Here is a 19,142-nt window from a genome sequence, read left to right on the forward strand (position 1 = left end):
AAGTATTTCTTCTTTCTCATTTTTTTAAAATTTCCTCAAAAAAAAGAAAATTCACAGTATTATTTTCTCGTCCCTACTATTGATTTCTCAATTACAAAACAATAGAATAGATACATACGTTAAATATTAAATATTTATTTTCAAGCGCTTCTTGTTTTAACTGAAAACAAGAAGACTTTTATTTTTTATTTGTATTATAAATAAAATAACAAAAATATGCAAAGTTTTTTTGGCATTTGAGTTTAAATACTTGATACATCAAACAGGCTATTTAAACAGCTTGTACAATTAATATTCAGAATTAATCAAACATTTTTTGTTTTAAGCCCTATTTATCAACACTTATGTGAAAAAAACAGACTTATGTCCTTCAGCAAATAGTGCTTAGATGCATAAATTATTTTAAACATAAAGTAACAGCATATGCGGTTTAAATAACTTGTTTTTTATCGACCGATAGATTATACATTTAATTTTTATTAAAAAAATAATTTATGAGAATAAAAAAACAGAGTAAAAAAATTCACTCTGTTGAAAAATCTTAACTTTTATATTTATTTTTTATAACTTAAGATTTGATTTAATTTATCTAAATCTATATTCGGGATTGCTTCAAAATAGTCCGCTAATTTCTCCAAAACCTTTTGATTCATTCCAGCTTGATCATTTTCGACTTGTAACACTAGTAATGGTTCATGCAAACTCAACCGTAATAAAAACCATCCGCTACCATAATCATCAGAAACAGTCACTCGCAGTCCCTCATGATTTTCTGGATCGATGGTCATACCTCTTTGCCTTTCGACAAAACCACACAACTCTCGTATTATTTGTTCCCCATACTCACGAATATTTCTTGCTAGAATTTCAAAGCGTAATTCTTGGGTTTCAGCTGGTTGTTTTAATGAGCTGATCAAATCCCCAAGTGTTTCCCCTTCTTTTTTTAATTTAGGTAACAACATCAGAATTTTAGCAATTACATACGCCCCATCATCTAAAGAATAGTTTTCTTTGAAAGCAGCGTGTCCACTTGTTTCGATTGCTAACGGTGTAGTGATCCCCTCATCATTGAGTTGAATCATTTTATTGATTACATTGCGATAACCAGAAATATAACGTACTTGTGAGCCCCCTTTTGACTCGATAAACTCTTTCAAATGACTTGAGGTTGGCGAGTTCGTTACAATGCTACTGCCTGGATATTCAGTTAAAACAATTGTTGCTAGCACCGCAATCAAATTATTTCGATTGATCACTTCACCAGAAGCATCTACTACAGCAGAGCGATCCACATCTGTGTCAAAGATCACACCTAAATCTGCTTTATTTTTCAGAACAGCCTGTTGGATGCTTGCCATCGCTTCTTTATTATCTGGATTAGGAATATGATGAGGGAACATGCCGTCGGGTTCTAAAAATTGCGAACCTGTGACATCTGCTCCAAGTTTAGCTAAAACGTTTTCTGCAAAAAAACCACCTGCGCCATTACCAGCATCTACTATAATATGAAAACCAGTGAGAGGTTTTTCTTCTATCGTATCCATCCCTTTACGAATTTTATCTGTTAAATCAACAGAATAGTCCTCTAAAATCGAGGTTTTGGTTACTGAGCCTTTCACTTCAAGGGGAGGGTTGTCCGCATGTTCTAAAATATAGACAATATCCGCTTTTTCTGCTCCGCCAGATTTAGTGAACAACTTCAATCCGTTAAAATAATAAGGCAAATGGCTTGCAGTAATCATAATCGCCGCATCACACTCATATTGAGGAAATTGAGTAGCCATAAACATGGCTGGCGTTGTCGCTAAACCAAAATCTAATACTTCAACGTTTTGTTGAACAAAACTGTCTATCAACGCTTGTTTCAAACTATCTGCTGAAATTCGGCTATCATGACCGATACCGATTTTCAATTTTCCCGATTGATGTTTTTCAGCTAAATTTTTCTCATCACGAAGCCAATGAACCATTCCAACTGCAATTTTCCCGACTTGCACTGGTGTTAGGTTCGCTTTTTTGTCCTCATGATTGACCGCTATCCCTCTTATATCCGATCCGTTTTGTAACGCTCTCAAATTCATGTAACCAACTCTCCCTTCATTTTTTGATTGGTTAGGTTTAATCCATCATCGCTTGAAAACGTTCAACAACAGCTACTGCGTCATCTTCCGAACGAGCAATAATAATAATCGTATCAACGCCTGCGACCGTTCCTGCAATTTCTTCATAACTGACTTCATCTAAAAAATTAGTAACAACATCTGCTGCGCCCATATCTGTGTGGACGATTACCATAAATTGAACCCGTTCCATCCGAATCACTGAATCTTTCACAGATTCTTTTAGTTTTTCCTCACTACTAGATGCTTGTTGTTGAGAGAATAGGGCATACTTTACTCGACCATCTGAGCCGTGAGTTTTAACGATGCTCATTTCACGTACATCTCTTGAGACAGTAGCTTGGGTTGCTTTGACACCAGATTGTTCAAGCAGTGCAATTAGGTCATCTTGGGTTTCTATTTCATTTTCTGTGATCAGTTGTTTGATCAACCGTTGTCGGTCTGCTTTTTTCATCTTTCCACTTCCTGTTTTGGTTATTTTCTTTATTATAGCGAAAGTTTGGGGAATTTGCATTTCTTTTTGGTAAAAATTACTTTATTTAGAAAAATTATGACAATCCTTCACTACTTTTTTCCAAAAGACGCTTCCTTACAGAATTCACTTTTGATTTATTGATTCACGTGGATAATAAATTTCTTTTTGCCTTCTATACTCACTTGGCGACATTCCCATCTCCTTTTTAAATACTTTACTAAAATAATTTCCCGTTGAAAATCCAACCTTTCTTGCAACTTGGGCAATCGCTTCTTCTTCCCATAATAACGACAGAGACTGAATAATCCGTACCTGTTTTAAATAATTTATGGGTGATGATTTGTAGACTTTTTCAAACTGACGAATTAATGTATACTTGGACATCATGTATCTTTCAGATAGGAAATCTAAACTTATATCTTCAAAATAATGAGTATCAATGTATATTTTCACCGCCTGAATCTCATCCGTTTTTTGTCGAATTTGGTTTTGAATAGTTTCTTTAATATCTAAAAAAAGTGCAAATGCGATTTTAGCATTTTGTACTGCACTCAACTCACGATCTTTTAGATCAAGGACAACCCTTCTAAGTCTTTCAATCAAATCTGCTGATAATTCGATAATAGAAATGGATGTATCGAGCCATTGCGTCATTATAGCTGAAAATTCGATAAATAAAAACTGCCATTCCTCACCGAAATAGCGATAGTTCCCAGGTATTTTAGCAAAAAAGGCGTTGTTTTCTGTTAGAGAAATTCTTCTTCCTCCCATTTCTATGAACCCTTCCCCTGTTAATGTTACCTGCAAAACGATCAGCTGTTCTTTTCGAACACGAGCATCCCAATGATACGTACTACTGCCCTCACCTATACCAACTCCACGAATGATCGGCAAATGTTGCTCATCTGTATAATGGAATTGCCGAACAAAATTTCGCAATTTATTACCCTCCTTAAAATTATTTCGTCTTGTTCCGTTCTATTATACTCGATACTATATACATAACAACCGAAAAGGAATGATTGATATGACAATATATTTCGATGATTCACAAAATATTTTCCATTTAAGCAATCATAAAATAAGCTATATCATTGGCATCGAAAAAGAAAAATATCTTACCCATAGATATTTCGGTCCCTATTTAAACAACTACCATCAAGTCAACCAATTGCAGTATATCGATCGAGGTTTTGCTACGAACCCAATCAGTGAAGAACGAACATTTTCCTTAAACGCCTTACCTCTTGAAACAAGTACACAAGGGAGTTTAGATTATCGGGTAAGTAATTACCAGTTTCGAAATTTAGATGGTTTTAGAATCACAGATTTTGTGTATGATCGCTTTGAAATTTTACAAGGCAAATATCCGTTAAAAGGGTTGCCTTCATTACGTGGGGACACGCAGCAAACAGTAGAAATCTATCTTATCGATCCAATCCAATCCCTTGAAATGGTTCTTCGCTATACCATTTATGATGATCTTCCAGTCATTACACGCAGTATTGAGTATCGAAATAATGGATCACAACCTATTTATTTGGAAAATGCCGGCTCCATGTTATTAGACTTGCCACGGTCTGATTTCGATCTATTAACACTAAATGGTTCACACACGAATGAAGCGACGATTCATCGTCAACCACTTCATCCAGGAATCCAAAAAATAAGCTCCACCAGAGGAACGAGCAGTCCGCAACATCATCCGTTTTTAGGACTTGCCGATCGCTATACAAATGAAGATCAAGGACAGGTTTACGGATTTCATTTCATTTATAGTGGAAATTTTGTTGCCCAAGCCGAAGTCGAACAATATGGCAGTACACGCATTCAGATAGGAATCAATCCCGAAACGTTTGAGTGGAAATTGATGCCTGAGTCTAGTTTCCAAACTCCTGAAGTCGTATTAAATTTTAGCAATCAAGGATTCAACGCCCTTTCTCAAACATTTCATAAATTGTACCAAACGTATTTAATACCTGAATATTGGCAAGAACAGGAACGACCAATTTTGCTTAATTCATGGGAAGGAAATTATTTTGATTTTACAGAAGAGGACCTAATTAGCCAAGCAAAACAAGCACGCGCTTTAGGGATTGAGTTGTTTGTTTTAGATGATGGATGGTTTGGGCAACGTGAAGATGATACCTCTTCCTTAGGGGATTGGGTTGTCAATAAAACTAAACTGCCCAATGGGATTGAACATTTTGCAGATATTCTACATCAACAGAAGATGAAATTTGGTTTGTGGTTTGAACCAGAAATGATTTCTGTGAAAAGTCGCTTATTCGAAGCACATCCTGAATGGAGTTTACAAGTACCTGCGTATCCTCAAACCCAAGGAAAGGCACAGCTTGTCTTAAATTTAAGCTTACCACAAGTCCAAGAGTACCTTATACAGGTATTAAGCAATTATCTTTCTTCGAATAAAATTGATTATATAAAATGGGATATGAATCGACACTTAACTGAAGTTGGCAGCTTTATTTTACCAGATGATCAACAAAAAGAAGTCAGTCATCGGTATATTTTAGGGCTGTATCATATTTTATCCGAAGTAACAAAACAATTTCCACATGTATTATTTGAAAATTGCTCGAGCGGCGGTGGACGGTTCGATCCTGGAATGGTCGCTTATATGCCTCAAACCTGGGCAAGTGACAATACCGATGCATTATGTCGAACAAAAATCCAGTACGGATACAGCTATCTTTATCCACCTATCATGATGGGCGCGCATGTTTCAGATACTCCAAACCATCAAGTAGGCCGAAATACACCATTAGAAAGCCGCTTTCTAATTGCAATGAGTGGAAATTTTGGTTACGAACTGGCAATAGAAAAGCAGTCTCCACAAGCACTAGCAGAAATAAAAGACCAAATTAGCTTTTATAAAAAACATCGAAGATTATTGCAATTTGGACAATTCTACCGAATCAAAGAAATTGATTCAACATATGCTACTGCATGGTTATTTAAAAATGAAACAGAGGCTTTACTTGTTTATTCCAATGGTCTTGCCCAGCCCGCTCAACCTGTTCAATACTTAAAAACAAACTATTTAGACGAATCTGCACACTATACAGACACGGAAACAGGAAACATATACAGCGGTAGTGAATTAAATCATGCCGGAATACTGGTTCCAAGAATAAAAGGCGATTTCCAATGCTTCTATAAACATTGGACGGTTCTTGATTAATTAGCTAACAAATCTCTATACTCATTTTCAGAATCAAAACAGCCCAGAAAAATCAGGGACTCTCTACAAAAATCGTTTTTCTATCCTTTGTAGAGGTTGACCTATTTTTCTGGGCTGTATACTTTTCTCTTTTACTTACTTTAAATAGACTGCATAGGCTTCATAAGCCAGTAACTCATCTGTAATCTCTTTTTTATAATTATGGATGATCATTTCTTTTATTATCCGTGTTTTTCCTAATACAAAATGTGCTGGTTGATCAGAGAAATTGACGACAACAAGTACCCTCTCACCTTGATACTCGCGAATATAGGCTAAAACTGTTGCATCATCCGTTGGAATATTTTCAAATGTTCCTTCTATAATAATCGGCATTTCTTTACGAAGCTGAATCAGTTTTTGATACGTATAAAATAAAGAGTTTGGATCATTTAGCGCAGCTTCAACATTGATTTCAGTTGAATTTCCCACTGGAAGCCAAGGCGTCCCTTTTGTGAAACCTGCTTGTTCAGAAGCATCCCACTGCATCGGATGACGTGCGTTATCCCGTCCTTTTGCGTTGATCGATGTTATAATTTCTTCTTCTGTATAACCCGAATTGATACGTTCATCATACATTCTGCGACTTTCTATATCATCAACTTCATCAATCGTTTTAATTGGATAGTTGATCATGCCAATTTCTTCTCCCTGATAAATGTAAGGTGTTCCTTGGAGGAAGTAAAGATAGATAGCCAACATTTTCCCACTAATCACCCGATGCTTCTGATCATTCCCCCAACGAGAGATAATCCGAGGTAAATCATGATTATTCCAGAACAGCGAGTTCCACCCTTTCCCCGCTAACTCCGTTTGCCATTTAGAAAACACTTGATGCAATTCTTTAGGATCTAATTTTTTGATATCCCATTTTCTTTTACCTGTCTGCTTATCTAAATTGATATGTTCAAATTGAAAAACCATTGATAATTCTTCTCTGCTCTCATCCGAATAGAGCTGAGCGATTTCTGGCGTTGCGCCCCATGTTTCACCTACTGTAACTAAGTCATAGTCTCCAAACGTATTACGATTCATTTCTTGTAATAGTTCATGTAGCTTCGGTCCGTTTTTAGTGATCAACTGATCTGGTTCTTTCCCTATCAAATCGATGACGTCTAAACGAAAACCGCCAACTCCTTTTTCAATCCAATAATTCATCATACGATAAATTTCTTGACGCATCAGAGGATTTTCCCAATTCAAATCAGGCTGTTCTTTTGCATGTAAATGAAAATAATATTCCCCGAGTTCTGGGACAAAGGTCCAAGCAGAACCACCAAAATTGGATTGAAGTTCATTCGGTCGTTTACGTTCATTTCCTTTTCTCCAAATATAAAAATCATGATACTCACCCATAGGATTTTGAAGTGCTGACTGGAACCACGGATGCTCTGATGACGTATGGTTTACGACCAAATCCATAATAATCTTGATGTTTCTTTTCTGCGCTTCAGCGATTAGATTATCCATATCTTCCATGGTGCCATACTCTGAGCCAATTGCCTCATAATCACTAATATCATAGCCATTATCTTCATTAGGCGATTGGGAAACAGGACTCAGCCAAATTGCCTCTATCCCTAAAAAAGACAGATAATCCAAACGCTGGATGATTCCTTTTAAATCCCCGATACCATCAGCATTTGTATCTTGAAAACTGCGTGGATAGATTTGATAGATCGTGGCTTTTTTCCACCAATTAGTTTTCATAATGCGCACTTACCGCCAATAGATCTTGGCCTCCATCCACTTTTGATAGCTCAATCGCTTCTACAGCAGCGTAGTCATCTGTATTTGTAATAATCATCATTACAGTGCTATCTAAACCAGCCTGTTTAATCTTCTCTAAATCCACGGTACCTAAAATATCCCCTTTTTTTACTAATTCACCGTATTTTCTATTTGTTTCAAACCCTTCGCCTTTTAATCCGACGGTGTCGATTCCGATATGGATCAGCACCTCTGCACCATTCATTGTTCTAAGTCCATAGGCGTGCTTTGAATCATAAACAACGGTTAATTCTCCATCAGCAGGTGCGTAAATAATGCCTTTTTCCGGAATCACAGCAATCCCTTTTCCCATCATTTCTTGTGCAAATACAGGATCATTTACTTTTTTCAAGGAAATAGGTGTACCACTTACAGGCGATGCCAATACTTCATCTTGGACAGCCGTTACACTTGCTTCTGGATCTTCATTGATTTCGACGGCAACTTCTCCAGCTGTTTCATCATCGCCTACAAAAACCTCCGTATGACGTTTTCCGTATACATATGTTGTCACGAATCCTACACAGATACTGATAACGATGCCGATCATGAAATATGAAATTGATTTTGGTGCAATTGAAATAAATCCGATCACGCTTGCTGGTCCCATCGCTACTGAAAGTACATGGAAAGCACCAATGAATAAACAAGCTACACCAGAGGCAATCATCCCACAAATAAATGGGAATTTAAGTTTTAAATTGACCCCGAAAATCGCTGGTTCAGTAATGCCTAGCATGGCAGAAATACTTGCTGACGTTGCCAAGCTTTTTTGTTTTTTATTTTTCGTTAACAACATGATGGCAAGCGTTGCTCCCCCTTGACCCACATTGGCCATAGAAGCGACTGGGAAAATAAATGATCCGCCAGTTCGTGCTACTTCTGCTAACAGAGTCGTTTCAATGGCTGGAAAACTTTGATGTAATCCAGTGATGACGATCGGTGAGTAGAATAGACCGAATACTCCTAAACCGACTGCTCCTGTTGTATCATACAACCAAACAAGCCCATTCGTCAGACCATCTGATACAATTCTCATCATTGGGCCCACAACAATAAATGTTAAAAAACCAGTAATAACGATGGCCAACATTGGTGTAAATGTAAAATCAAATGCATTGGGAATACGTTTGTGGAAAAATTTTTCTAACGTCGCTAAAATCCACGAAACCGCTAATACAGGCAGTACAGAACCTTGATAGCCGGCTTGTGCAACATCCATTCCAAAAATATGCCAATAGGGCATACTTCCATCTGCGATTGCATTTGCCACACCATAGCCATTGACTAAATCAGGCATAACCATCGCCATTGCCATTGCAGCACCCAGATAAGGATTTCCACCAAAGCGCTTAGTAGCAGAAAAACCAACCAAGATCGGTAGGAAAGCAAACGGTGCTGACGCTAATAGATTGATGATACTCGCAAAGTCTTTTACATTCGGAAATAGTTCCACGACTGATTGAGGACCAAATAAATCCTGAGCAGTCAATACATTGTTTAAAGCCATTAATAATCCGCCTGCGACTAGTGCCGGGACAATTGGAACAAAAATATCAGATAATACCTTAATAAATGCCATAATAGGATTATTTTTTTTGCCATTCGATGCGACTGCTTTCAGGTCAGCTGTAGATACTTCTTTAACATTGGTGATTTTTATGAGTTCGTCATATACATTATTTACATCGCCAGCACCTATGATAATTTGGAATTGGTCATTGGCTTCAAACGTTCCTTTCACCGCCTCATTACCATCTAAAGCTTTCTGATCTACTTTACTCGAATCCTTTAGAACAAGCCTTAGACGAGTTGCACAATGTGCGGCAGCCTGAATATTATCTTCGCCAAGTGCGTCATTGATTTCCTTTGCTACTTTTTTGTAATCCATCTTCTTTCCCCCTAATTGTCATTTAAGCGCTACTGAAATAGAAGAAACTATCTTGTTTCCAAAAAATGTAATCGCTTTTTCACATACAAAGTATGCCACTATTTTAAATAATTGTCAAACGTATATCAATTGTAAATGATACTTAAAAATATACCTCTATACATAAATAAATATTTTGTTATACGTTTGACATTCAAATGCTAAATAGTTACACTATATGTGAGAATACGCTTACGAGGAGAATATATATGTCCGAAAAAAAAGTTTGGTCTAGAGAAAAACGTTATCAGCCTTATGAAGAATGGGGGACAGAACACCTTGCCTCACTAAAACAAAAAATAGATGCGTCAACCTGGCGTTTAGGCTATCATATTCAACCTGCTACAGGTTTACTAAATGATCCAAATGGTTTTTCATTTTTCAATGATCAGTGGCATGTTTTCTATCAATCTTATCCGATGGGTCCCGTTCACGGTATAAAATCTTGGTATCACATGACCTCTGATAATTTGGTTGATTGGAACGAAGAAGGAACAAAAGTATTCCCAGACAGCTTATACGACAGCCATGGCGTTTATTCTGGAACTGCTCTGCCGATTTCTGATCAGTTATTTCTTGCTTATACAGGTAATGTTCGTGATGATGATTGGATTCGCCATTCTTATCAATTAGGTGCTTGGATGGATCAATCAGGTAGCATAAAAAAAATCGAACAGCCGCTTATTGCTGCACCTCCAGCTAGTTATACCTCTGAATTCAGAGATCCTCAAGTTTTTCGTTATAAGTCTGGCTATCTAATGACGATCGGAGCGCAAGATGAAACAGAAAAAGGTAAAATTCTAACCTATCAAAGTTCTGACTTACTTTCTTGGCAATGTATCGGTGAATTAGGGTTTACTGATCGAGACATGGGTTTTATGATCGAATGCCCCAATTTACTTTTAACAGATGAATTCGCTCTGCTTATTTTTTGTCCACAAGGGTTAGATTCTGATGTTTGCAATTATCAAAATATCTATCCAAATATGTATGTCATTGGTGACTCATATCAGTCTGAATCAAATTGTTTAACAAATCCTTCTAGCTTGAAAAATTTAGATGAAGGCTTTGACGTTTACGCTACACAAGCATTTAAAGCCCCCGACGAGCGCTTATTATCAATCAGCTGGATTGGATTGCCGGAAATTGAATATCCCACTGACCAAGAAGAATGGGCGCATTGTTTAAGCATCGTGAAGGAATTGATTGTAAAGGATAAAAAATTGTACCAACGTCCTGTTGAAGAGATGAAACAACTACGTCTAGACGAAGGAATACTTTTTGATAACAGCAAGGATTCTTATCATGAAACAGCAACAAATCATTATGAATTAGCCCTATCATTTAATTCTCTAGCCACTGGAACCCTTACCTTATATGCAGATAAAGAACAGAATCAAGGATTAACGATTCATTTTGATTCCCAACGTGGTAAAATGACAATAGACCGCAGTCATGCTGGTGTTCTTTTTGGAGAAGATTATGGCGTTGTACGATCATTTTCTATCGAACAAAAACCATTGAAATTACAAATCTTTGTTGATTCTTCCGTTGTTGAACTTTTCATCAACGATGGCGAAAAAGTAGCAACCATGCGAGTATTCCCAGAAAAAGGACACGCAGGATTTCATTTAACGTGTGACGGAGACTATCAAGGACAATTTTGGCAACTGCGGAAAACTAACCAATAAAGGATGGAATTGTATGGTCGTCAAACTAACAGATGTAGCAAAAAAAGCTGGTGTCTCTCCTACGACTGTTTCCCGTGTTATTAATAATTACGGCTCATTAAGCAAAAAAACAATTGATAAGGTAAATCGTGCGATGAAAGAGCTTAATTATCAACCAAACTCTTTAGCTCGTTCATTACAAGGTAAAAACACACAATTAATCGGGCTTATTTTCCCAACTGTTGCGAATCCGTTTTTTGGGGAGTTAGTGGAAAGAATCGAACAAAAACTCTTTGATTTGGGGTATCGCGTCATTTTGTGTGATAGTGCCAATAATAAGGAAAAAGAACGTCATTATATAAATATGCTTGCAGCAAATAAAGTTGATGGTATTATTGCTGGTGCCCACAACTTAGGGATTACTGAATATGAAGATGTTGAACTTCCGATTGTTTCTTTTGACCGATTTTTAGGGAATACTATTCCCATTATCGGCAGTGACAATTTCCAAGGCGGGTATTTAGCGACTGAGACCTTATACGTTAGAGGAGCAAGGAAAATTGCGATCCTGACAGGTTCACAAGAATCGGACTCCCCAACAAATTTTCGATTAAACGGGTATTTAAACTTTTTAGAAGAACATGAATTAGAACCTAAAATTTTTCATATTCAAACGACAGCTCGATCAACAACACTAAAAAACTTAGAGATCAAGCATATTTTGGAGACGGAGGACATTGACAGTTTATTTTGTACAGATGATCTAACGGCTATTCTTGCCTATAATCAATGTCAGCAATTAAAGATAAATGTTCCTAATCAGCTGAAGATCATTGGCTATGATGGGACAAAATTCGTTCAGAACTATTTTCCCCAATTATCGACGATTGCTCAACCAATGGCTGATTATGCGGATATTTTAGTTGATCTTTTATTGCAGAGGATACAAAACCCTGAAAAAAAATTGGAGAAAAATTATCTGTTGCCTGTAAAATTAATTCAGGGGCAGACAACTTGATGGTTTGGGTTCAAGGGAGCCACCTATCTGTTTTGATGGGACTGTAAAAAATAAAAGAGCATCAAGTCTGTTTTTCTTTTAACAGACTTGATGCTCTTTGTGTATTTTTGTAATTAAAATAACTTTTATTATATGTTAGTTTTCTTGCATTTCGATTCCTAGCTCATTTTTTAAATAATCGCCAAGATCTTGCTCTTCACCTGAAGAAGCATTTTTTATTTTCCATGTTTTTCCAATTTCATTTGGGACAGAACGTGTTCTTGAAATTGGTTGTTCGTCATCTTCTAGTAGCAAAGCACCATACTGATAGCCTTCTAGAATGTATGCTCCTCTTTCCTCACTATACGTAGCAAAGAACAAGTATCCCTCACCTGCTTGAAGTTCAATATCGCCATCTTCTCTCACTTCCACCCAATCCTCACTCTGAGTAATAGGGGGCCGGCCCGATTCAGCTCTCAAACGATTGTGTTTATCTACTTCTTCTTTTTCAGCGTTTTTAAATCGATCTTTTTCTTTGATAATACCACCTGATCTAATAAATGATACTTCTTTATCTGTTGTTCCTTCAATATTTTTCAATACTTCTAGCTTTCCATAAGTGTCAGGTAAAATGCTGTTGCTGTCAGTTTCAGAAAGATTGGCATCTACATCCGCTTTATCTATAGAGATTACACGGGCTAAGAAAATAGTGATTGTATTTTCTTGAAGACTTTTTGGGTTGGTATTATCGTACATTAGAAAGGATTCTACTGTTGATGATTGTATGTTGGTGCGATCCACTTCGTCGAGATAAGAGTAGTAGTTTGCTTTTTTGACTTCTGATGATGTTTCTTCTTTGGTTTTAGGTGTTGATTTTGAATTGTTTTTTTCTGTTGGCTGCTCTTTGACTTCTGCATTTTTAGAAGACGTATTGTTGCAACCAGTTAAAAGAATGCTAGAGCAAAGAAGTGCTATTATTGTTAATTTTTTCATTTTTTATCACCATCCATATATACCTAATCTTATGAAGATAAAAATAGTTTTTAATTCCTCAAGTTATTAGATGTTATATCAAAAAGACTTTTATCAAAATTTGATTGAATAACTCTATTTTAGACATTTATCATCCATTATTAGTAATTTTCCTTTTTTATACTGATTCCTTACATAAAAAAACACTACTGAAAAGATAATAATGAGTATAACCAAAAATATAAATTTATTTTCTTGAACCAGTGTTCCAACTAAAATTATTACTCCCAATAAAATGGATAGTACTATCATAATTATTTTTGTAGGGGTATCCATTTTATTCCATTTAACTCTATTTTCAACAGTTTCATAATACGATTTATATCTTCTTTTTCTCCGCTCAATAAAACTTTCAGTTTTAAAGTACATATCTTCAAGTGATGAAAGACTTTTTATTTGATACAAAGTCTGTTCTTCATTTGCTAAAAGCACCCTATCTTTACTAAGTCTTTTTACTACAAATAACTTTAGTAATTCACTTTGCATAGAATATTCCAAATATACTTTTCTTTTGTAATTATTATACCAGAATGATCTCGCCACACTATATATGTAAGCTATAAATACTAAAAAGATGCCTAACAGTAATAAACTTATAAATAAATTATTGTTTTTTTCTTGATTTAACCATTTGTCCACATCTTCAGGCGTAACACTCATATGGCCTGCTGTCAGTACATCGTAATTTTGATTTTTAGGACTATAAAATATTCCCACAAACAAAAAAACATAAAGACTAAGTATAAGTAAAAATACTATAAAATTAAAAATTTCTCTAAAAGCTCGTCCGTAATTTGTTTCTAGTTCTATTTCTACTTTGGTGGACAAAATTCTGTCAATAATAAACTTGCTTAAACTACTTATTAAACCTAAAGAAAATAGAACTTTTACTATCTCAATAATATCTGGTTTCATCTTTACTTTGCTCCTGCTTTATTTATAATAAAACTAAGCTTTTCCACAACTACAAAAAGCTTAGCACACCTATCTTAGATATTTTTTACTCATTGGCTATGTCAAAACCACAACTCATCATTTTTTCAATAAATTCCCCTTTAAAACCACTGATTTCTTTCTCTTCAACTACTACAATAAGTTCTTCTTTAGCTCGTGAACATCCCACATAAAACAACTTATACGCTTGTAATGTTGAACGAACAGCATTCACATTAAACATTTTCTTAACCTTCTTCATAGCTAATTTACCTTTAAAGTCTACTCCACAACGATTTATATACTCAAAATAAGGATTGTCTTTATATTTTAAGTATATTATTTCAAACTCTGTTTCAAACATATCTCTATCTGCAACATCAAATGTTCTAATTTTCTTGTTCGCTTCTTTTTCAATTTTTTCTACATCAAACTTAAAATCATAATAATATTTTTGAAATTCATCTAGACCAAAACTTTTCAGTTCTGAAAATATCTTAAAGAATTTATACATATGAATCCCTGGATTTGAGCTATTTTCAGAAATAAACATGACTTTGTCGTGACCTTCTCCTTTAACGCCATGTTGTGTAGAAATATTTTGATTGTATCTTAATTTAGCTAATAAGAAAAATTTACTAAGTGGAATAGATAAAATACCAGTGTATTTAAAACCATCATCATACTCCGTCTTAACGATTTCATTATAAAAGCTCTTTGTAATAACTCTATTTTCAATCAAAAACTCAAATAGAGAATGAAGATCTTTATTATCACTCATAAATTCAGAATAAATTTGTTGAAAAATACTAGCGTATAGAGCTTTATCCTTATGATATTCAATAGATAATTTTTCTAAATTAAAAATATTAGCTATACTGTTGTCAGTAGAAAACTTAGCCTTCTTAATCTCTTGTATTACCAAACCATATCGCCCACATTGGAAATCTTCTAAGACATCGTATAATTTAAATATGAAACCTAGTAATAAATCTGGATTATTCATTTCATCTCTTGGTAGAAGTACATCCATAACTTTAATTTTTAAATGACTGGGATAGATTTCTCTATACTTGCTATATAAAATACTTAAATCTTTTTTAGGATCATTATTTTCAAATCTATGTCTATTCAAAGTTCTCAATTGTAGAAAATCATTATACTTATGAAGATTATTCTCCAAAAATTTGTTTATTGAATCACAAATCAATATTTGTGGTTTTTTATTAGATTTCCCTTTTTTTGATTGTTGCTCGATCTTTAAATCAGAAAGATACACATTCTCTAATACATCAAGAATTTCTTTGCTAGAACGATAATTGGTAATAAACTTTTTAGATAGATTTTTATCAAATTCAGAAAATTGCTTTTCAAAACTTCCATCATAGTTATCATAAATTTCCTGCATCTTATCGCCAAAAACATTTAATTCTGTGGAACTGTCTAATACTGCCTCATAAAAAAAATTTAAAATATCAGAACTTGTATCTTGAACTTCATCAATGAAAATATATTGGTACATTTCTTTTAGTTTTAGTTTGATTATAGGGTACCTATCCAATAATTTAAAAGCAAAAGACAATAAGCTATCATGAGAAATCCCCCCATACAAAATAGAATTTCTTTCTCGTTCGTTATAATAGACTCTATTTAATCGTTCCTTAATATCATCAATCGTCACAACGCTAGAGTCATCAAGTCCTACTATCTCTTTATATTTCATTGCATACTCTCCATCATTGGAAACTAGTCGGTCGAGGATTTCATCATGATATACTTCTACGAAAAAATCAATTACTTCTGGCAAAGAAAAAAAGGAGATAAAAAAGTGTTTACAAAACTATGAATTGTACTTATGTCTACAGCATCTGAAATGATTCTTGCCTTCAATTCATTCGCCGCTCTTTCTGTATAAGTAATACAAAGTATTTGAGATTGAAAATTGTTATCTAGTAATTGATTAATCTTATCCTTAATAAAATAAGTTTTTCCACTACCAGCAGGTGCATTTATGAAATACAAGTTTGTTCTAACCATAATAATCCATCCTTAATATAGTTTGGTAAAACTTTAAATTCATTGTTATGTTCCATAATCGAATACATAAAATCAGACTTATTATTTGAGATTGAAGCTACAATATCCCTTATTGATCTGAGAACCATCTCATCTTTCATCATTTTTAAATTTTCGAGTTCTATATCGAATTTTTTGGGATCATTTCTATATTCATTTTCTAGCTGCTTTTTTTCTCTACTTATAGATGGTATCTTAATTTCTAAACTACTATATTCTTTTAATTTTTTCCAAAAATATAAAGGTAGGTTGGTAAAAACTGTAAAATCTTCTGGTATTTCTAGGTTTTTCTTTTCATCACTTAATTTCTTCAAAATATTTACCTTTTCCTCACATATATATCTATACAAAATTGCTTCTTCTAAAGTTCGTGCATAGCCATCAGATATGCTTTGAGTAAAAATGTCAAAACAACTCTTTTTATTTCTATCTTCTTGCCAATTATAGATATCTTTAACCAATATTTTTTGATTTTCTTTTTTTGGACAAAACGTATTAAGTGTTGAATTAGTACTTTTGTCATCCATTACATTTATAACGTTATTTTGTTCTTTTGTATAATCTATATCTGTAAACACACACGCTGTAATTTCCAATTCACTCATTAATTCATAGTATTTATGAGCATATGCACCACCACATTGGCAATATGAAATGTATTTTTTGGACAACGAATCAAACTCATCATTTCTAGAAATTAACGCTTCAATAAACATTCGTTCAGTATCACCTTCATAAATAATAGCTTTATCACAAAAAATTAGATTGGAAAAATTCAACCTAAAAAATGTTTCATAAAAAGTTTTTTCTGAAGCATGCTGATCTAAAAATATTTTTAGATCACATATTTTATTTTCAAATGGATTCGAAGGTCGAATGACTTTTAAACTTTTCAAATTACAATTTTTAACAATTTCATTTGAGTGTGTACTTATCAAGCCTTGTATTTTATTATCATTTTGAAATAAATCTTCTAGAAAATCTATAAGTACTCTTTGCATTTGAACATGCATATGAGCTTCAGGTTCTTCTATGACAAAGAAATTTACTGTAACTTTTTTTATCTTCTTTTGATATTTTAGCAATTCTAGACTTATAAAAATAAGATTACTCATTCCTAGACCTTGAGTTTCTTCACTTAGATAAATTTTACTTCCATCTTTCTGATACACATAATTTATCGCTACGCTATCTTTAACTAGTTTTAAAAGAATTTTATCATCAAAATTCATCAATGCCTCAATAGCATCAACTTGCGTTTCACCAACTGAATCCATATTATTTCGAATTTTTTCAAGTGCTGAAGATGTACTATTTTGTAAAATTTCTTCAACCTGAGAATCCTGCAACCCGCTTTTTACAGTTTTAAATAACTTGTCAAAATTACTTTTCCATGCAGAATCTTCACTTAAAGGATCTGTGCTTTCGATAATGGTATTTGTAATTTTTTTTGTCTTTATAGATTCATCATCTAACTCTCGATCAGCAGATATGAAATCAAAAATAAATAACTTCGAAAATTCTTTATACTCTATATGATTTAAAATATTAAAATCAACATTCGTGTAGTAGTACTTGTTACTCAATGATAATCCATATAACTTAAATAATTCATTTTCAAATTGATGCCCTATTTTAGCTAACTCCGTTTTTAATTCATTACACTCGCTTTCATCTATTTGACTACTTATATTCAGCGATAGATTCTGCATTTTCACATACATTGAATAAAAGTATTCATGTTGTAAATGAAAAATTTTTTCGAAACGTTCAAATAAAAATTCGCTCCGAAATTCAAAATAGAATTCTTTTCTATTTTCATCTAAATCCATTAGATAGTTAGAAAATAATGCTATTGATTCGCCTTCTTTATAAGAAACTAATATTTTAACATCTATAGCATATTCTTCCGCTGAAATATTTTTCATAAATAATAGGACAGCTTTCAAAAACTCTTCATCAGAAAGCTTTTTTTCTACTAACATTTTTATCAATTCATCAAATAACTTTTGACGAGTTTGAATAGAGATATCTTTTTCACATATACTTTTTTTATTATTGAATATTACATGAAGTAATTGTATTAAGGATGTTTTTCCACTATTATTTGCCCCTGCTAAAATAACTAACTTATTTTCTCGAAAATCAATTTTTGAATCTAAAAAACGACGATAATTTTTTATTCTTATTTCTGAAATTTCCATGTTACTGTCTCCCATCCATTAAAATTTGTTAGATATAGTAAAACTAACATAACCCACTTTTTAATTATCATACCAAAAAGTACATCATTATTATCAATTAAATTCCAATAAATTACCATAAATAATTTTTTTCACACAAACTTACATTCCCCCATTGACTCTCCACCCCACTTAAATTAAAATGGAATGAGATAGAACGAAAAAAAATCTAGCCAAACGAACTTCGTTTAGCTAGACAAAATAAAAAGGCACTCTGCAGAAAGATTGGTCGTCCTTCCACAGAGCCTTATACAATCAGAGTTCACCTGAATGTACAAGTTGCCCTTAGTCAATTTTCATTGACTGTTTTTATTTTACTCAATATTTCATGAAATTACTAGTGTTTTTTCTGATGTTCTGAGTTTATCGATAAAAACAGGTCAATGCTTCTTAATTGTACTTAGCGCGGTTTCGGCAGGTGTCCGGAACCGTTTTTTTTCGTTCTATTTTACGGTGGAGCAACGATTTTTTGAAATTTGAATAATCGTTTTGAGGAAGTTACCGCAAATCTGACTTCTTTCATCACACTTCACTTTGCTATAATGATCTGCCAATTTTGTGCTAACTTTTGACGGAGCAAGCCTTTTTTATAGACAGATCATTGTAGCCACGATAGTAACGAGGAAACAGCCGACACCCCAAAATGTTAAGCGGA

At 34.0% G+C, this 19,142-nt stretch carries 13 protein-coding genes; 3 read left to right on the forward strand and 10 right to left on the reverse strand.

Annotation, left to right across the window (positions count from 1 at the left end):
• Positions 1-554: 554 nt before the first annotated feature.
• The 3 genes from AC1PU0_RS15230 to AC1PU0_RS15240 all read right to left on the reverse strand — a co-directional run bounded on the left by AC1PU0_RS15230 (position 555) and on the right by AC1PU0_RS15240 (position 3,534).
• Positions 555-2,081 (reverse strand): phosphohexomutase domain-containing protein, encoded by a 1,527-nt coding sequence (locus tag AC1PU0_RS15230; protein WP_479998531.1) that lies wholly within the window; start codon positions 2,079-2,081, stop codon positions 555-557.
• A gap of 37 nt (positions 2,082-2,118) precedes the next feature.
• Positions 2,119-2,574: an arginine repressor gene (argR, locus tag AC1PU0_RS15235; RefSeq protein ID WP_069654982.1), complete on the reverse strand. Its 456-nt coding sequence runs from the start codon at positions 2,572-2,574 to the stop codon at positions 2,119-2,121.
• Between the two features lie 144 nt (positions 2,575-2,718).
• Complete coding sequence (locus AC1PU0_RS15240; protein ID WP_479998532.1) at positions 2,719-3,534, reverse strand: helix-turn-helix domain-containing protein; 816 nt, start codon at positions 3,532-3,534, stop codon at positions 2,719-2,721.
• 88 nt (positions 3,535-3,622) lie between these two features.
• On the opposite strand from AC1PU0_RS15240, the gene AC1PU0_RS15245 reads away from it, so the two are divergent.
• Positions 3,623-5,797, forward strand: a complete 2,175-nt coding sequence (locus AC1PU0_RS15245) for an alpha-galactosidase (RefSeq protein ID WP_479998533.1) — start codon at positions 3,623-3,625, stop codon at positions 5,795-5,797.
• Between the two features lie 135 nt (positions 5,798-5,932).
• Here AC1PU0_RS15245 and AC1PU0_RS15250 read toward each other — a convergent pair whose 3' ends face one another.
• Both AC1PU0_RS15250 and AC1PU0_RS15255 read right to left on the reverse strand, forming a co-directional pair.
• A complete protein-coding gene (locus tag AC1PU0_RS15250; RefSeq protein ID WP_479998534.1) occupies positions 5,933-7,546 on the reverse strand; it encodes a glycoside hydrolase family 13 protein in 1,614 nt (537 codons plus the stop codon).
• Positions 7,536-9,497, reverse strand: coding sequence for a sucrose-specific PTS transporter subunit IIBC (locus AC1PU0_RS15255; protein WP_479998535.1), 1,962 nt, complete (start codon positions 9,495-9,497; stop codon positions 7,536-7,538). The genes AC1PU0_RS15250 and AC1PU0_RS15255 overlap by 11 nt, the downstream gene beginning before the upstream one ends.
• A 248-nt stretch (positions 9,498-9,745) precedes the next feature.
• Between AC1PU0_RS15255 and AC1PU0_RS15260 the strand changes: the two genes are divergently transcribed.
• On the forward strand, positions 9,746-11,227 hold the full coding sequence (locus AC1PU0_RS15260; protein ID WP_479998536.1) for a sucrose-6-phosphate hydrolase: 1,482 nt from the start codon (positions 9,746-9,748) through the stop codon (positions 11,225-11,227).
• Positions 11,228-11,240: 13 nt separating this feature from the next.
• A complete protein-coding gene (locus AC1PU0_RS15265) occupies positions 11,241-12,224 on the forward strand; it encodes a LacI family DNA-binding transcriptional regulator (RefSeq protein ID WP_479998537.1) in 984 nt (327 codons plus the stop codon).
• A gap of 135 nt (positions 12,225-12,359) precedes the next feature.
• On the opposite strand, the gene AC1PU0_RS15270 is transcribed toward AC1PU0_RS15265, so the two are convergent.
• From AC1PU0_RS15270 to AC1PU0_RS15290, 5 genes are all read right to left on the reverse strand, one after another.
• Positions 12,360-13,196 (reverse strand): hypothetical protein, encoded by an 837-nt coding sequence (locus AC1PU0_RS15270; protein WP_479998538.1) that lies wholly within the window; start codon positions 13,194-13,196, stop codon positions 12,360-12,362.
• Between the two features lie 114 nt (positions 13,197-13,310).
• Positions 13,311-14,150 (reverse strand): hypothetical protein, encoded by an 840-nt coding sequence (locus tag AC1PU0_RS15275; protein ID WP_206850028.1) that lies wholly within the window; start codon positions 14,148-14,150, stop codon positions 13,311-13,313.
• Between the two features lie 85 nt (positions 14,151-14,235).
• The gene (locus AC1PU0_RS15280; RefSeq protein WP_479998539.1) at positions 14,236-15,891 is read right to left on the reverse strand and encodes a UvrD-helicase domain-containing protein; all 1,656 of its coding nucleotides are present in this window, start codon (positions 15,889-15,891) and stop codon (positions 14,236-14,238) included.
• A 71-nt stretch (positions 15,892-15,962) separates the two neighbouring features.
• Positions 15,963-16,205, reverse strand: coding sequence for a UvrD-helicase domain-containing protein (locus tag AC1PU0_RS15285; protein WP_479998540.1), 243 nt, complete (start codon positions 16,203-16,205; stop codon positions 15,963-15,965).
• Positions 16,178-18,448 carry an AAA family ATPase gene (locus tag AC1PU0_RS15290; protein ID WP_479998541.1) on the reverse strand — a complete coding sequence of 757 codons (2,271 nt, stop codon included), beginning with the start codon at positions 18,446-18,448 and terminating at the stop codon, positions 16,178-16,180. Before AC1PU0_RS15290 ends, AC1PU0_RS15285 begins: the two co-directional genes overlap by 28 nt.
• Positions 18,449-19,142 lie beyond the last annotated feature (694 nt).

Source organism: Enterococcus sp. XAF26B05_ASV22 (genome assembly GCF_056727285.1).

What these genes read in the sequence shown, in the direction of transcription:
- AC1PU0_RS15230 (WP_479998531.1), bottom strand. Translation starts at nt 2,081, where the DNA reads ATGAATTTGAGAGCGTTACAAAACGGATCGGATATAAGAGGGATAGCG.
- argR (WP_069654982.1), bottom strand. Translation starts at nt 2,574, where the DNA reads ATGAAAAAAGCAGACCGACAACGGTTGATCAAACAACTGATCACAGAA.
- AC1PU0_RS15245 (WP_479998533.1), top strand. Translation starts at nt 3,623, where the DNA reads ATGACAATATATTTCGATGATTCACAAAATATTTTCCATTTAAGCAAT.
- AC1PU0_RS15250 (WP_479998534.1), bottom strand. Translation starts at nt 7,546, where the DNA reads ATGAAAACTAATTGGTGGAAAAAAGCCACGATCTATCAAATCTATCCA.
- AC1PU0_RS15255 (WP_479998535.1), bottom strand. Translation starts at nt 9,497, where the DNA reads ATGGATTACAAAAAAGTAGCAAAGGAAATCAATGACGCACTTGGCGAA.
- AC1PU0_RS15260 (WP_479998536.1), top strand. Translation starts at nt 9,746, where the DNA reads ATGTCCGAAAAAAAAGTTTGGTCTAGAGAAAAACGTTATCAGCCTTAT.
- AC1PU0_RS15265 (WP_479998537.1), top strand. Translation starts at nt 11,241, where the DNA reads ATGGTCGTCAAACTAACAGATGTAGCAAAAAAAGCTGGTGTCTCTCCT.
- AC1PU0_RS15270 (WP_479998538.1), bottom strand. Translation starts at nt 13,196, where the DNA reads ATGAAAAAATTAACAATAATAGCACTTCTTTGCTCTAGCATTCTTTTA.
- AC1PU0_RS15275 (WP_206850028.1), bottom strand. Translation starts at nt 14,150, where the DNA reads ATGAAACCAGATATTATTGAGATAGTAAAAGTTCTATTTTCTTTAGGT.
- AC1PU0_RS15280 (WP_479998539.1), bottom strand. Translation starts at nt 15,891, where the DNA reads ATGAAATATAAAGAGATAGTAGGACTTGATGACTCTAGCGTTGTGACG.
- AC1PU0_RS15285 (WP_479998540.1), bottom strand. Translation starts at nt 16,205, where the DNA reads ATGGTTAGAACAAACTTGTATTTCATAAATGCACCTGCTGGTAGTGGA.
- AC1PU0_RS15290 (WP_479998541.1), bottom strand. Translation starts at nt 18,448, where the DNA reads ATGGAAATTTCAGAAATAAGAATAAAAAATTATCGTCGTTTTTTAGAT.